Source organism: Bradyrhizobium sp. CCBAU 65884 (genome assembly GCF_028128835.1).
Taxonomy (GTDB): Bacteria; Pseudomonadota; Alphaproteobacteria; order Rhizobiales; family Xanthobacteraceae; genus Bradyrhizobium; species Bradyrhizobium ottawaense.
On the sequence record NZ_LBJU01000111.1, the window covers coordinates 66,241 to 80,291 of the forward strand.

Below are 14,051 nucleotides of genomic sequence, written 5' to 3' on the forward strand. Positions count from 1 at the left end.
GCATCCCGCCACAATTGTGCCCAGCCGGATTGGGGCGCCGCGCGTCAACTGTCGGCCAGCGTCCTGGCAATGGCCGTCTTTATCCGCGTGTCGGCCGGTTCGACCGCGGACGGAAAGACCTCGACGATGTAGCCGTCGCGCCGGATCAGGTATTTGTGGAAGTTCCAGCGCGGAACTTCGCGCGGGCGCGCATCGGCGGCCCATTTGTAGAACGGATGCGCCTTTGCTCCGACGACGTTCACCTTGGCTGCGATCGGAAAGGTAACACCATATTGGTGGTGCGCGGTCTCGGTGATCTCGCTGCTGCCGCCCGGCTCCTGGCCGCCGAAATCGTTGGAGGGCACGCCGATCACGGTGAGCCCGCGCGCGCGAAACTCGTTCCAGATCTCCTGCAGGCCGGCATATTGCGGCGTGTAGCCACAGAGCGATGCGGTGTTGACCACCAGCAGCGGCTTGCCAGTGAAGGCGGCAAGGCGGATGTCGTCGCCGGACAAAGCGGGGAAGGAAAAGGCATAGGCCGAGATCCGGCTCATGCCGCCATCGGCGAGTGCGCGCGTTGCCGGCGCGAGCATGCCTGCAAGCGCCGCGGTGAGCACGGTTCTGCGATTCATCATGACGGCGTCCCCCGAAATGATCCGGGCCGGATGTTACTCCGCCGCTGCGACCTGCCTCGTCAACACCGCGTTATCGACGCGCCGTGAAACAGGTCAGTACAGGCGGACGATGAAGTCGGTGCCTTCGCCGGTCTCGCCCTGGTTGATGCCCTGGTCCGAGATGATGATCGAGCCGCCGGATGTCAGCATCTCGTTGATCTTCGCCATGGTGTCGGCGGGGATAGAGACGCGGTCGAGGGCCGCGGCCGGGCTGTCCGGCGTGACCACGGGCTTGGCAGCCACAGGCTTGGCGGCGACGGGGATCACCGCAGCGTCACCCTTGCGGCGCGTGAGGCGGCTGTCGTCCTCGCGCGCCGCGGAACGGGCGGAGACCGGCAGCGACACCACCGACCAACGCAGCGCATTGGAGTCGGTCTTGTCGAGCTCGGCGGTGAAGATATGCGTGCCGAGCGGACGGTCGCTCGTGGCGATCGTGATCGGGACCTCGAACAACGGCGCGAAATTCTGCCGTACGTAGAGCTTGGAATCCTTGCGGCTGATGAAGACGGCGATCTGGCCGGCCCGCTTGGGCGCTTCCGGCTTTGTGGCCGCCGCCGGTTCGGCAACGCGGCCGTCATCCTTCTTCGCGTCGGGCGAGGCGGCGAGCGCGGGTGCAGTGGCCGGCGCATCGGGCGTCTTCGCGGAGTCCGCGGCTTCCGTCTTGACCGGGTCGGTCTTGACAGCTTCGACCTTGTCGGTGGCGGGCTTGTCGTCGCTAGCCGGCTTGGCGGCTTCCTCCGATTGAGGCTTGGCCGCGTCGAATGCCTCGGCCGTCTTGGTCTTGTCGGCCGGCACGGCGGCTTCGTCGCGGGCTGACGCATTGCCCGTGGTCACATCCGACATCACGACGTGTCCGACGGACGTGCGCAGCTCGAGCACGCTGTCGGCGCTGGCAGTTTTGGTCTCGGCGCCTTTGGTCAGCGCGGCGCCCTTGTCGGCCTTGTCGCCGACATTGGTCTGCGGCTCGAGGCTGGCGGCAGGCGGCGGCGGCACGCGCACGGAGGCGAGCAGGGGATGGGAGAAGCTGTGCGGCGTCATCTCGCCGGGCGCGACGATGACGCGCGCGCCCATCCTGGTCCAGTTCCACATCTTCACCGCGAACGCCATCGGCATGCGGATGCAGCCATGCGAGGCCGGATAACCCGGCAGCACGCCGGCATGCATGGCGACACCGGACCAGGTGATCCGCTGCATGTACGGCATCGGCGCGCCGCTATAGATGTTGGAGTGGTGGAATTTGTGCTTCTGGATGACGCTGAACACACCCATCGGCGTCGAATGGCCCTTCATGCCTGTCGACACCGGAGATTCCGCGAACACGCCGTTGGTGTCGTAGACCGTGACCTTCTGCCGGTCGATCGAGACGACGATGACCAGCGGCCCTTGGGGCTTGGTCCCGGCTTCCTTCCCGGCGACAGCTTCCTTCTTGACGGCAGCGCCGCGCTTCTGCGGCTTCTGGCGCGGTATTTCGGGATGCCGGTCCTGCCGGGCGTAATAGGACCCGTCGGAATAATCCGTCCAATAATAAAATGCTGCGTCTGCCTGGCTGGTCGCGCCGATCACACCCGCCGCCGTCAAAATGGCGACCTGCCACAGCCGCGCCGGCTTGGCAGAAAAACCCGACCCGTTCACGCTGTTCATCCTCGAATCCATAATCCAAATCAGACGTTAGTCTCGCAGAGGGGATACGCGTTCACCAGCAAGGCGGTTCTGCCATCAGCTACATTTGTCCAAGTCGTAGCAAAAAAGCCTCACGGAGCGGTAAACGGCGGCCGCGCCCGTCTGTCGTCGTCTTCCTGAGCGGCTGCCTCATGCCTACATTGTGGCGACTTGTTAGCGGAGAACTTCATGTCATCTCGTTTCCTCGGTCTTTCTGGCATCCGATTGAAAGGCCTAGCTTTCTTCCTCCTGGCCCTGGTCGTGCCGGCGGCGTCCGCTTCGGCTGCCGACGAGCCCGATCTGATCTTCCGCCGCTCCACCGTGTTCAAATGGATGAGCCCGAACGACAAGCTCGCGACCTATGGTCTCGACGATCCTGAAGTCGAGGGCGTCGCCTGTCATTTCACCGTGCCGGAGAAGGGCGGCTTCAAGGGTTGGCTGGGCCTTGCCGAGGAGGTCTCGGACATCTCGCTGGCCTGCCGCCAGATCGGCCCGATCAAGTTCAAGAACAAAATGGAGCAGGGCGACGACATGTTCCGTCAGCGCCGCTCGCTGTTCTTCAAGAAGATGCAGATCGTGCGCGGCTGCGACTCCAAGCGCAACGTGCTGGTCTACATGGTCTATTCGGACAGGCTGATCGAGGGCTCGCCGAAGAACTCGACCTCGACCGTGCCGATCATGCCGTGGGGACCGACGGACGCAAACGTCCAGAAGTGCGGCGAGTTCTTCACTCAGTGACGCGCTTGCGTTCACTCAGTGCCGCGCTTGGGTTCACTCAGCGCGGCTGGCCCGCGGTTTGACAAGGTGCGAGCCGGTCAGGCGCACGAACGCTTGTGGCGCGGCTTCAAAGCCGCGGCCAGACTGCAACGACATTGCGCCGGCTGAGGCGACGCGATTCGATCGTTGATCTCCGCGGTCCGTCCGTTGGTCCGCCTCGCGCGGCATTGCGCGATCTTGCGCCACCATCATGGCCATCCCTCAAGTGAACGCGCCCGGTGATCCGGGCGTCCTGGCTTCGATGGCTTGGGTCGCAGCCGATGTGCCCTCGGTTCGCCCCAGCCTTCGTTTGCCGCTCCATTCAGCAGAAAAACGTAAAATGCGTGTGAAGCGGGTGAGGCGGGAGCATGACGGCGGCTGCGTCCGGTGTGTTCGCGCACCGCATCCGGAACTTGGCAGGCTACTTTGAGCTGCGGCAGGACCCGTCTGAAATGATTGGTCTTTTCGGAGAATTATGTCGTCGTCCCGGGCTCGACGAAACAATTCTCACGGAGATGAAACCATTTTGCGCTTTTGGCGCCTCACGCGCGAAACCGCCCATGGTTATCAGCTTCACAACGAACGACGGCGCATCGCCGGCCACCGAATTCGGAGACAAGACCATGCGCGCGCTCAGCTTCATCCTTGCCTTCGGTTTGGTGATTGCAGGCTCTTCGTTCGCGGGCGCGCCGGACGGCGGTCTCCCCGGTGTCGGCACCTTCCAGTACAGCGGCTCGCCGATCACCCCCACGGCGTCGCAGTCGATCGTGGTTGCCGCCCGCTTCTGATCGAAAACAAGAAAATCAGCCGATAAAGGCCATCATGATCGTTCGATTTTGCGCCGCTGCGTTCGTGTCCGTTCTGACGATCAATGCCGCCCAGGCGCAGGTGCGCGCTCCCACCAGGTTACCGGATCCCCGCACTGAGTTCGTGCGCCAGTGCGCGCCGCGGATGCTTGGGCGGTGGGAACATCCCGAGGAAGTCTGCGGCTGCCTGCACGATCACGCCGCGGCGGCCGTCGAGGACCGCGATCTGCGCGAAGCGCTGTTGCGCGGCATCAGCGAGACCGGCGTGCCCACCATCGAGACCGACTGGGTGCCGACGTCCAAGCAGGGCGAGATCGGTCCGACCTTCACCAAGATCGCCAAGCCGACCTTGCAATGCATGTTCGATCCGGCGAAGCAGTAACTATTTCGTCTTCGGACCGTAGCGCGGCACGCAAGCGCTGGTGCGCGCGACGCCCTTGTCGGTCATCTTCGTTCCGCGCACTTCCTTGACCTGTCCGGCGGGGCAGGTTCCGTCGTCCACCTGCACGCGCTGACCTAGCTTGAGATCGACGATGTCCTGCTCGCGTCCGACCGTGACGGCGTGCGCCGTCGTCACGAGCGCGGCGGAGATCAGGACTGAGAGGCAGGCTGCACGGCGGAAAGGCATGGCGAAAGATCCCGGCATTGATACCGCAATGTAAGGACGGGCTCGCGATTCTGATAGTGAACCTTTGTCAGGGCCCCCGGGCGGATCTGTTCCTCGTGCGCAGGGCGGTGCGCGATTCCCGCGCGAGCCGTTCGGCGGAGGCGATGAGCTGTGGAACCGCGTGGCCGGAAAATCCCAGCACGAAGCCAGGCAGAGGGGGCGCGCGCGAATAGGTGTCGGCCAAGAGCCAGCCTTCCGCGCCGGCCGCCTGCTTGGCCCGCGCTGCCACCGAAAGGTCGACCGAGCGATCAAACCGGGCGACCAGATGCAGGCCCTGCGATGGCACTGGTACCGAGAGCGCGCCATCGGATGCGGCTTCCAGCGTTTCGGCCAGCACATCGCGGGCGTCGCGATAGAGTTTTCGCACGCGCTTGAGGTTGGCGGCGAAGGCGCCGGAGTTGAGCATGTCGGCGACCGCACCTTCCATCAGCGTGCCGGGGAAGCGGTCGAGCGCCGCGCGCGCAGCCGTCACGTCCGCGATCAGGCGTTCGGGCAGGGCGCAATAGCCGATGCGCAGGCCGGGAAACAGCGTCTTGGCAAACGTGCCGAGGTAGATCACGCGCTGGAGGCGATCGATGCCGGCGAGCGACATCAGCGGTGCGCCGTCATAGCGAAACTCGCTGTCGTAATCGTCCTCCAGTACGAATGCGCCGGCCTGCCTGGCCCAGTCCAGAAGCTCGAGCCGCCGCGGCATCGACATCTGCACGCCCAGCGGAAACTGATGCGACGGCGTGACATAGGCCGCGCGCGCGTTGGGGCCGGCAGTGCGTCCCTTGGCGACCTGCATCCCGTGCTCGTCGACCGGAACCGGCACGGCGCGATAGCCGCAATGCGCGATGGTTTTTCGCGCGGCGGGGTAACCTGGGTCCTCGCACCAGACCTGGTCGTTGGGCTTGAGGATCGCGCTCAGCACGATGCGCAGCGCATGCAGCGTGCCCGACGTCAGCATGATCTGATCGGGGTCGCAGCGCAGGCCGCGCGCCGACAACAGATGATCGGCGATCGCCGCGCGCAGCTCGCGGCTGCCGCGGGGATCGCCATAGTGAAGGTGCTCAGGCCCGAAGGCGCGCATGCGTCGGCCGACGAAGGCGCGAAAACGCTGCACCGCGCGTTCGTCGATATGGGTGCAGCCGAGCGCGAAGGCGCCTTGCCCGGGCGTTTCGACGATGGCCTTCGGCTTGTCCGGCTCGGCCGTGCGCGCAGGAATGCGCGCGGCGACGAACGTTCCGGAGCCGACGGTCGCCTCGGCGAAGCCGTCGGCGATCAGGCGCTCATAGGCGATGACGACGGCGTTGCGCCGAAACCCGGTCTGCCTGGCCAGCGTTCGCGACGGCGGCAGCGGCTCGCCGGGCTTGACGAGGCCGGAGACGATCATCTCGCACAGCGCCTGATAGAGCCGGTGTGCGGCGGAGGCGCCTGGCGTGACGTGCGGGCCTGTGAGGTCGAGCGGCAGCTCGGTCTTTGTCGGCAAGGAAGGCCTGGCCGGTGAGGGGAGAGAATTGGTCGGAATATTTCGCATGGAATTGGAACTATCGCAGACCAAATGCGCCGCTACAACTGCTTCCAGATTTCTTCCAATCCGAGCAGGAGCGGCCGTGAGCCAGACCGAGACCTCGAATTCCTATCCGACCTCAGTGCGCAACCAGGTGAAGCGCCGGCACGACCGCGGCTTCTACGACCACGCCACGGTTCATCGCATCCTGGATTCCTCGATGCTCTGCCACGTCTCCTACGTGATCGACGGCCAGCCCTATTGCACGCCGACCTTCTTCTGGCGCGAGGGCACCAAGCTGTACTGGCATGGCTCGAGCGCAAGCCGGATGCTGCGCAGCCAGACCAAGGGCGAGCGCGTGTGTCTCACAGTCGCCCATCTCGACAGCCTCGTGCTCGCGCGCTGCGGCTTCAATCACTCCGCCGACTACCGTGCGGTGATGGCGTTCGGCACCGCCTATCTCGTCACCGACCCCGAGGAGAAGGAGCGCGCGGTGATCGCGATGGTCGACCGCTTCTTTCCGGACCGCACGGCGAGCCTGCGGGCCAGCAACACGCAGGAGATCAAGGCGACCTCCTTCATTGCGATGGAGATCGAGGAGGCCTCGGCCAAGGTCCGTGCCAAGGGTGTCGCCGACGACGACGAGGACTATGCGCTGCCGATCTATGCCGAGCGCATCCCGGTGCGCACCGTGCTCGGCGCGCCGGAGCCGTGCCCGCGCCTGCTCGACGGCGTCAGCCGGCCTGCGACGCTGAATGGCTATTCGGAAGGCCGCCTGCTCGAAGATGCATTGCGGGATGCTTATTTTGTGGAGTACCCGAACGGCTGAAATCGGCTAGCTTGCGCGCTCCTTGGGAACCATTGGAATGCCGGGAGTTGCCTGATGAATGCCGAAACGCAGCAGAGGATTCTTGACGCCGTCGATGCCGGCTTCGAGGCCCAGCTCGCCACCACACGCGATTTTGTCGCAATCCCTTCGACCCGCGGGGCGGAGGGGCCGTGCCAGGACATGATCGGCGACCTCCTGCGCGCGCGCGGCTACGAGGTCGACGACTGGCACATCGACGTCGACGATCTCAAGGACCTGCGCGGCTTCGGCCCCATCGAGCATGACTTCTCCAAGGCGCGTTCGGTGGTGGGCACCTACCGTCCGCAAACGAATGGCGGCAAATCGCTGATCCTGCAGGGCCACTGCGACGTCGTGCCCGCAGGCCCCCTGGAACTGTGGGACACGCCGCCGTTCTCGCCCGTCATCAAGGACGGCAAGATGTTCGGCCGCGGTGCCTGCGACATGAAGTCTGGCACCATCGGCGCGCTCTATGCGCTGGATGCGATCAAGGCCGCGGGCTTCAAACCGACGGCACGGATTCACTTTCAATCCGTGATCGAGGAGGAGAGCACCGGCGTCGGCGCGCTGTCGACGCTGCAGCGCGGCTATCGCGCGGACGCCTGCTTCATTCCGGAGCCGACCGGCGGCAAGATGGTGCGTTCGCAGGTCGGCGTGATCTGGTTTCGCCTGCGGGTGAAGGGGCACCCGACCCATGTCGCGTTTGCCGGCTCCGGCGCGAACGCGATCATGGCCGCCTATCATTTGATCCAGGCGCTGCAAAAGCTCGAGATCGAATGGAACGAGCGCGCCAAGGCTGACAGGCACTTCAAGACGCTGAACCATCCCATCAACTTCAACCCCGGCATCATCAAGGGCGGTGATTGGGCCTCCAGCGTGCCGGCCTGGTGCGATGTCGATTGCCGGATCGCGGTGTTGCCGGGCTGGTCGATTGCCGATCACCAGAAGGAGATCACGGCCTGCGTCGCCGCTGCCGCGCGCAACCACCGCTTCCTCGCCAACAATCCGCCGGAGATTGAATGGTCCGGCTTCCTGTCGGAGGGCTATGAACTGACCGACGCGGCGGCACCGGAAGCCGCGTTCGGCAATGCGTTCAACAAGGTCTATGGCGGCGTGCCGGAGGATCTCGTCTTCACCGCGCTCACCGACACCCGCTTCTACGGCCTCAACCACGGCATCCCGAGTCTCTGCTTCGGCGCCAGCGGCGGCGAGATGCACGGCTTCAACGAATATGTCGAGCTGGAGTCGCTGAGGAAGACGACCAAGGCGATGGCGCTGTTCATCGCGGAATGGTGCGGGGTGGAGAAGGCGTAAAGGTCTGGTGTCCCGGACGCGGGGCAGCGCGAAGCGGTGCGCCGCCGAGCCGGGACCCATGTTGCGGCAGAGGCGCTGGACCCCGGTTCAGCAGCGCATCGTTGCACGCTGCGCTGCGCCCGGGGAACGTGCCCAACCGATCGTCGCTCGATCTGCTAGATGCTTTAAGCTTAAAAGAAAGACTAGGATGCTGGGCGTCCCGGTGGCAGACTGGCGTCCGGTTTGCTGGACGAGTCCGTGGGAGTGACAATGCGCGATTGGGATGATGCTTACGCCAACTCGGCCCACATCCCCGGCTCGGACAAGATGCCTGGACAATGGGCCGAGCGGGCGGCCGCCTACCGCGCCGGGCTGAAGGATTTTCGCGCCGACATCGCCTATGGCGCCGGCGAGCGTCAGCGCCTCGACCTGATCCTGCCCGACGGCGACAGCAAGGGCCTCGTCGTCTTCGTCCACGGCGGCTACTGGATGCGCTTCGACAAATCGACCTGGACTGATCTGGCCGAAGGCGCGCGCCAGCATGGCTGGACGGTGGCGTTGCCGAGCTACACGCTGACGCCGGCCGCACGCATCTCCAACATCCCCGCCGAGATCGCCGCGGCGATCGCCAAGGCGGCTTCGCTCGTCTCCGGGCCGATCCGGCTCGCCGGCCACTCCGCTGGCGGCCATCTCGTCACCCGCATGCTGTGCGACGACAGCCGGCTGGAGCCCGCCGTCTACAACCGTATCGCCGGCGCGCTTTCGATCAGCGGCCTGCATGATCTGCGTCCGCTGCTGAAGACGAAGATGAACGAGACGCTCGGCATGACCATGGAGGAGGCGACGCTCGAAAGCGCGGCGCTGCATCTGCCCCGCGGGCATTCGCCCGTCACCGCCTGGGTCGGCGGCAGCGAGCGGCCGGAATTCATTCGTCAGTCCGACCTGATGGCCAATCTCTGGACCGGCTTCGACGTGCCGACGCGCCTCGTCGTCGATCCCGGGCTGAACCATTTTACCGTGATCGACGGACTGAAGGATCCGTCATCGCCGATCACCGCGCGCCTGATCGGCCTCGACTGAGCAAAGCCGGGGAAGATCGATCGAAAGGGCCTGCCCATGACGTCCAACGATTACGATCCCACGAGAGAAGGCGCCGAGACCGATTTCGCCCGGCGGATGTCCTACGGCGACTACCTCGCGCTGGATGCGATCCTGGGCGCGCAGCATCCGTTGTCGGAAGCGCATGACGAGATGCTGTTCATCATCCAGCATCAGACCACGGAGCTGTGGATGCGCCTCGCCATCCACGAACTCAGTGCCGCACGCCGTGCCATCGCCGGGGACGAGGTGCAGCCCGCCATGAAGATGCTGGCGCGGATGTCGCGGATCTTCGAGCAGCTCAACAACGCCTGGGACGTTCTGCGCACGATGACGCCGAGCGAATACACGCGCTTCCGCTCGCAGCTCGGACAGTCCTCCGGTTTCCAGTCGCGGCAATACCGGCTGATCGAATTCCTGCTCGGCAACCGCAACCACGCCATGCTCAAGCCGCACACGCACGATGTGGAGACGACGAGGCTGCTCGAAGCTGAACTTTCGACGCCCAGCCTCTACGACGAGGTGCTCAGGCTCGCCGACCGCAACGGGCTGAAGATGCCGGCGGCGGTGCTCGCGCGCGACGTCCGCGAGACCCACAGCTTCAACGAAGGCGTGCTGCAGGCCTGGCGCGTCGTCTACGAGGCGCCGGAGACGCATTGGATGCTCTACGAGCTCGCCGAAAAGCTGGTGGATTTCGAGGATTACTTCCGTCGCTGGCGCTTCAACCACGTGACGACGGTCGAGCGCGTCATCGGCTTCAGGCGCGGCACCGGCGGCACTGGTGGCGTCAGCTATCTCAAGCGCATGCTGGAGGTCGAGCTATTCCCCGAACTCTGGCGCGTCCGCACCATTCTGTAGAAATGCCCAAGAAATATCCATGACCAGATATCGCGTCTATGACGACACCAAAGCGCTGTTCCATCTGCCTGAAGGCGTGATCTATCTCGACGGCAACTCGCTCGGCGCGCTGCCGCTGGGGGTGGCCGAGCGCGTCAACCGCGTCATCACGACCGAGTGGGGCAATGAGCTGATCCGCGCCTGGAACAGTGCAGGCTGGTATGCGCAGCCGCGCCATGTCGGCGATCGCATCGCGCGGCTGATCGGCGCGGAAGCCGGCTCGGTGATGGTCGGAGACACGCTGTCGCTCAAGGTCTACCAGGCGCTGGCCGCTGCGCTCGACATGAACGCGTCGCGCAAGATCGTGCTGTCGGACACCGGCAATTTCCCGACCGACCTCTACATGGCCGAAGGCCTGATCGCGACGCTCGGGCGTGGCCATCAATTGCGTCTGGTGGCGCCGGAGGAGATCGAGGCTGCGTTGTCGGAGGAGGTCGCGGTGCTCTACGTCACCGAGATCGACTATCGCACCGGTCGCCGCCACGACATGGCGAAGCTCACGGCAAAGGCGCATGCGCTCGGCATCGTCACGGTCTGGGATCTCGCGCATTCCGCCGGCGCGCTGCCGGTCGATCTCGCCGGGAGCGGCGCCGATTTCGCGGCGGGGTGCACCTACAAATATCTCAACGCCGGCCCCGGCGCGCCGGCCTTCCTCTATGTCGCGCCACGCCACGCCGACAGCGCGCGCGCCGCTCTGTCGGGATGGATGGGGCATGCAAAGCCATTCGCATTCGAGCTTGGCTATGCGGCCGCAGGTGGCGTCGAACGCATGCGCGTCGGCACACCCCCGGTGCTGGCAATGGCGGCGCTGGAGGCCTCGCTCGACATCTGGGACCGTGTCGATATGGCAGAGGTCCGTGCGCGCTCGCTGGCGCTCGGTGACTTGCTGATTGCCGAAGTCGCGCGCCGCTGCCGGTCTCTGAAGCTGGTGACCCCGCGCGCGCATGAGCACCGCGGCTCCCAAGTCTCCTTCGCCTTCGACGGCGGTTACGCCGCCATGCAGGCGCTGATCGCCCGCGGCGTCATCGGCGATTTCCGCGCGCCTGACATCATGAGGTTCGGGATTACGCCGCTGTATATTGGTGAGACCGAGGTGCTGAAGGCGGCCGAGATCATCGAGGAGGTGATCGCGGGCGAGGTCTGGCGGCGGCCGGAATATCAGGTGGTGAATGCGGTGACGTGAGGGAAGCCGTGGCCCGGACGCGGCGCGGCGCGCCGCACTTGCGGCGTGATGCGCTGCAGAGCCTGGGCCCACGCCGCACCGTGCTCCGTCGCGAGATGGGTCCCGGCTCTGCGGAGCAACGCTGGGGCGTTGCAGCGCGTCCGGGACACGAGAGCGTCGGCGGCCGCGCTATCGGCGCTTATCCCACAACGCCGTCACGATCGCATCCAGCCCGTCCGTCAGCGCCGCCGGTCCCGGTTGCAGAATGATCGGCGACCTGATCTCGACGATACGATCGTCGCGCACGGCGGGGATATCACTCCAGCCCTCGCGCGCGCGGATGCGGGCAGAGACGACCTTCTTGCCGCACCAGGAGGCGAGGATGATTTCGGGCGCTGCCTCGCGAACCGCCTCCGCCGCAACGATGCGATCCTTCGCGGCCTGCTGATGTCTCAGCTCCGGAAAGATGTCCGTTCCGCCCGCGATCTCGATCAACTCCGACACCCAACCGATGCCCGAGATCAACGGATCGTCCCATTCCTCGAAATAAACTCTCGGTCGCGGCGAGGGGCGGGGTGTCGCGGCGATCGCGGCAAGGCGCCGCTCGAGGCCTTGCGCGAGTTCCTCCGCGCGTTTCGCCGCGCCGACCAGCGCACCGAGCGTGCGGATCATCGCCAAAATCCCGGCGACGTCGCGCTGGTTGAAGACGTGGACGTCGATGCCTGCGCGGACGAGATCGGCGACGATGCCGGCCTGGAGATCGGAGAAGGCCAGAACAAGGTCCGGTTCCAGCGCCAGGATCTTTGGAATGTCCGCGGACACGAACGCCGACACCCGCGGCTTCTCGCGCCGCACCTGCGGCGGACGAACCGCGTAGCCGGACACGCCGACGATGCGATCCTGCTCGCCGAGCAGGTACAGCGTTTCGACGGTCACTTCGGTCAGGCAGACGATGCGGCGGGGCGGGAAGTGGCGCATGGCGTTCCATATGCGCAAGTGCCGGGCGATGTCACGGCGGCCCATGACCTCTGACGTCATTGCTTTGCCGCCCGAAGCAATTCACGTTTGGACAACAATCAATTGGGAGGACTTTTGATGACGCCGCTCGAGAAACTTAAAGCGATGAAGATGCCGTTTGCCGAGCTCAAGGGCGTCGAGTTCGTCGAGGCCGGGAAGGACCGCGTGGTGGCGCGGATGATGGTCCGACCCGATCTCTGCACGCTTCATCACACCATCCATGGCGGCGCTGTGATGGCGCTGGCCGATTCCGTCGGTGCGGCCGCGACCGTGATCAACCTGCCGGAGGACGCCAAGGGCACGACCACGCTGGAGAGCAAGACCAATTTCATCGGCGGGGCCAAGGAGGGAACCACGGTCATCGCCACCGCGACCCCGGTCCATCGGGGCCGGCGGACCCAGGTTTGGACCACCCGGCTGGAGACCGAGGACGGCAAGCTGGTCGCCGTTGTCACCCAGACCCAGCTGGTCCTGTAAGACTACGGGGCGTTGATTTTATTAACGAATTGGTCGTCTCCCGTGCCTCTAAGTTGGGCAGATCCTCGTCTTGTAAAAGATGCTGCGATGCACAATATACGGGGTCTAGGGATTCGAACGCCTCCTCGAGGGACACCAAGAGGAGTTTTAACTTGTCACTCGAAGATTTGGCCCTTGAGGCCACCACCCGCACAATCCACGTTCCGGGCTATGTGCGGACCTTGAGCCAGCAGGAAGAATTGCCGCTCCTGCGCGATCATCTGCTGCGGCTGGATGCCGGAAGCCGGCACGACCGCTTTAACGGCTTTCTCGACGACTCATTCATCGAGCGTTACGCCGCCCGCTGCGCCGAGGACGGCACCGTGATCGTCGCCTATATCGTCGACGGCGTGGTCCGTGGTGCTGCCGAGTTGCATCCGCCGGAAGATGGTTCGCTGCCTGAAGTCGCCTTCAGCGTGGAAGCCACCGCGCGCCGCCAGGGCGTCGGCACGGTCTTGTTCAGCCGCCTGATCGCTGAAGCGCGCTGGAAAGGCTATAAGAGCCTGCGCATCACCACGGGCGCCGAGAATCACGCCATGCGGGCGCTCGCCAGGAAGTTCGGCGCGCATCTGGCTTTCCGCCACGGCGAATCGACTGGCACGATCGACCTCGCCAAGACGCCTGAGGCCGAACTCGCCGATCTCGCGGCCTCGCCGTTCAGGGCCGGCCGCGCATTGCTCAGCTTCAACTCGACCTGCTGGAAGATCATCTCCAGCATGTACGGCCATCGCGCCGCCTGAGTTCAGGAAACTGTCGGGAATCAAAAAGCGGACCGGCAAAACCGGTCCGCTTTCGTATTGGGAGCAGGGGAATGAAGCCCTTTAGGTGCCAGTGCGTGTGGCGGCGCTGAAGCGGCGGACGACGCGGCGTTCGACCACGACCGACCGCTGCGCGCCCTGTTCGCCGGCGATCACGCGCGTGGCGGTGATGCGGCTGTTGGTGCGCGCCTGCTTCTTGACCTCGGCTTGCACGACATCAAGCGGCATCCCCATCAGAGCTGCGGCGATCTCGGCCTGCTGCTCATGGTCGTCGGTGATGCCGACGGCGGCGAAGATCGCCTCGTCCAGGGTGGGCGGATCATGGCGGACGCGCCGCGTGCCATATTTGGTATTCCAGTCTGCGCTCATAACGGCCTCGTTTTGATGCCGGGATACCTAGTGCCGCAAATGTTGCATTGCAATATGAAAT

16 protein-coding genes are annotated in these 14,051 nt (G+C 65.1%); 10 read left to right on the top strand and 6 right to left on the bottom strand.

The features are described 5' to 3' along the window. Positions 1–44: 44 nt before the first annotated feature. Both XI03_RS14765 and XI03_RS14770 read right to left on the bottom strand, forming a co-directional pair. Positions 45–614: a glutathione peroxidase gene (locus tag XI03_RS14765; RefSeq protein ID WP_271592520.1), complete on the bottom strand. Its 570-nt coding sequence runs from the start codon at positions 612–614 to the stop codon at positions 45–47. Positions 615–707: 93 nt separating this feature from the next. Next, positions 708–2,294 (bottom strand): L,D-transpeptidase family protein, encoded by a 1,587-nt coding sequence (locus XI03_RS14770; protein WP_271592521.1) that lies wholly within the window; start codon positions 2,292–2,294, stop codon positions 708–710. Positions 2,295–2,501: 207 nt separating this feature from the next. Here XI03_RS14770 and XI03_RS14775 point away from each other — a divergent pair, with 207 nt between their 5' ends. From XI03_RS14775 to XI03_RS14785, 3 genes are all read left to right on the top strand, one after another. Continuing rightward, on the top strand, positions 2,502–3,050 hold the full coding sequence (locus XI03_RS14775) for a CreA family protein (RefSeq protein WP_271592522.1): 549 nt from the start codon (positions 2,502–2,504) through the stop codon (positions 3,048–3,050). Between the two features lie 386 nt (positions 3,051–3,436). Beyond that, positions 3,437–3,856: a hypothetical protein gene (locus XI03_RS14780; RefSeq protein ID WP_271592523.1), complete on the top strand. Its 420-nt coding sequence runs from the start codon at positions 3,437–3,439 to the stop codon at positions 3,854–3,856. A 34-nt stretch (positions 3,857–3,890) separates the two neighbouring features. Next, positions 3,891–4,256, top strand: coding sequence for a hypothetical protein (locus XI03_RS14785; RefSeq protein ID WP_028144962.1), 366 nt, complete (start codon positions 3,891–3,893; stop codon positions 4,254–4,256). On the opposite strand, the gene XI03_RS14790 is transcribed toward XI03_RS14785, so the two are convergent. Both XI03_RS14790 and pdxR read right to left on the bottom strand, forming a co-directional pair. Next, positions 4,257–4,502 carry a DUF6719 family protein gene (locus tag XI03_RS14790; RefSeq protein ID WP_028144961.1) on the bottom strand — a complete coding sequence of 82 codons (246 nt, stop codon included), beginning with the start codon at positions 4,500–4,502 and terminating at the stop codon, positions 4,257–4,259. 67 nt (positions 4,503–4,569) lie between these two features. Then, positions 4,570–6,060, bottom strand: a complete 1,491-nt coding sequence (pdxR, locus tag XI03_RS14795) for a MocR-like pyridoxine biosynthesis transcription factor PdxR (protein WP_271592524.1) — start codon at positions 6,058–6,060, stop codon at positions 4,570–4,572. A gap of 76 nt (positions 6,061–6,136) precedes the next feature. Here pdxR and XI03_RS14800 point away from each other — a divergent pair, with 76 nt between their 5' ends. From XI03_RS14800 to kynU, 5 genes are all read left to right on the top strand, one after another. Then, the gene (locus XI03_RS14800) at positions 6,137–6,862 is read left to right on the top strand and encodes a pyridoxamine 5'-phosphate oxidase family protein (RefSeq protein WP_028144959.1); all 726 of its coding nucleotides are present in this window, start codon (positions 6,137–6,139) and stop codon (positions 6,860–6,862) included. 54 nt (positions 6,863–6,916) lie between these two features. Further along, complete coding sequence (locus XI03_RS14805; protein WP_271592525.1) at positions 6,917–8,194, top strand: ArgE/DapE family deacylase; 1,278 nt, start codon at positions 6,917–6,919, stop codon at positions 8,192–8,194. 249 nt (positions 8,195–8,443) lie between these two features. Continuing rightward, positions 8,444–9,253, top strand: a complete 810-nt coding sequence (locus tag XI03_RS14810) for an alpha/beta hydrolase (protein ID WP_271592526.1) — start codon at positions 8,444–8,446, stop codon at positions 9,251–9,253. A 36-nt stretch (positions 9,254–9,289) separates the two neighbouring features. Continuing rightward, on the top strand, positions 9,290–10,129 hold the full coding sequence (gene kynA / locus XI03_RS14815) for a tryptophan 2,3-dioxygenase (RefSeq protein WP_271592527.1): 840 nt from the start codon (positions 9,290–9,292) through the stop codon (positions 10,127–10,129). Positions 10,130–10,148: 19 nt separating this feature from the next. Continuing rightward, positions 10,149–11,351, top strand: a complete 1,203-nt coding sequence (kynU, locus tag XI03_RS14820) for a kynureninase (protein WP_028144955.1) — start codon at positions 10,149–10,151, stop codon at positions 11,349–11,351. Between the two features lie 168 nt (positions 11,352–11,519). Here kynU and XI03_RS14825 read toward each other — a convergent pair whose 3' ends face one another. Continuing rightward, positions 11,520–12,308, bottom strand: a complete 789-nt coding sequence (locus XI03_RS14825) for a cobalamin-binding protein (protein ID WP_271592548.1) — start codon at positions 12,306–12,308, stop codon at positions 11,520–11,522. 117 nt (positions 12,309–12,425) lie between these two features. On the opposite strand from XI03_RS14825, the gene XI03_RS14830 reads away from it, so the two are divergent. Continuing rightward, complete coding sequence (locus tag XI03_RS14830; RefSeq protein ID WP_028144953.1) at positions 12,426–12,824, top strand: PaaI family thioesterase; 399 nt, start codon at positions 12,426–12,428, stop codon at positions 12,822–12,824. Positions 12,825–12,991: 167 nt separating this feature from the next. Beyond that, positions 12,992–13,603, top strand: a complete 612-nt coding sequence (locus XI03_RS14835; RefSeq protein ID WP_028144952.1) for a GNAT family N-acetyltransferase — start codon at positions 12,992–12,994, stop codon at positions 13,601–13,603. 81 nt (positions 13,604–13,684) lie between these two features. Here the strand turns inward: XI03_RS14835 and XI03_RS14840 are convergent, their stop codons facing one another. Beyond that, positions 13,685–13,990, bottom strand: a complete 306-nt coding sequence (locus tag XI03_RS14840; RefSeq protein WP_028144951.1) for a hypothetical protein — start codon at positions 13,988–13,990, stop codon at positions 13,685–13,687. Positions 13,991–14,051 lie beyond the last annotated feature (61 nt).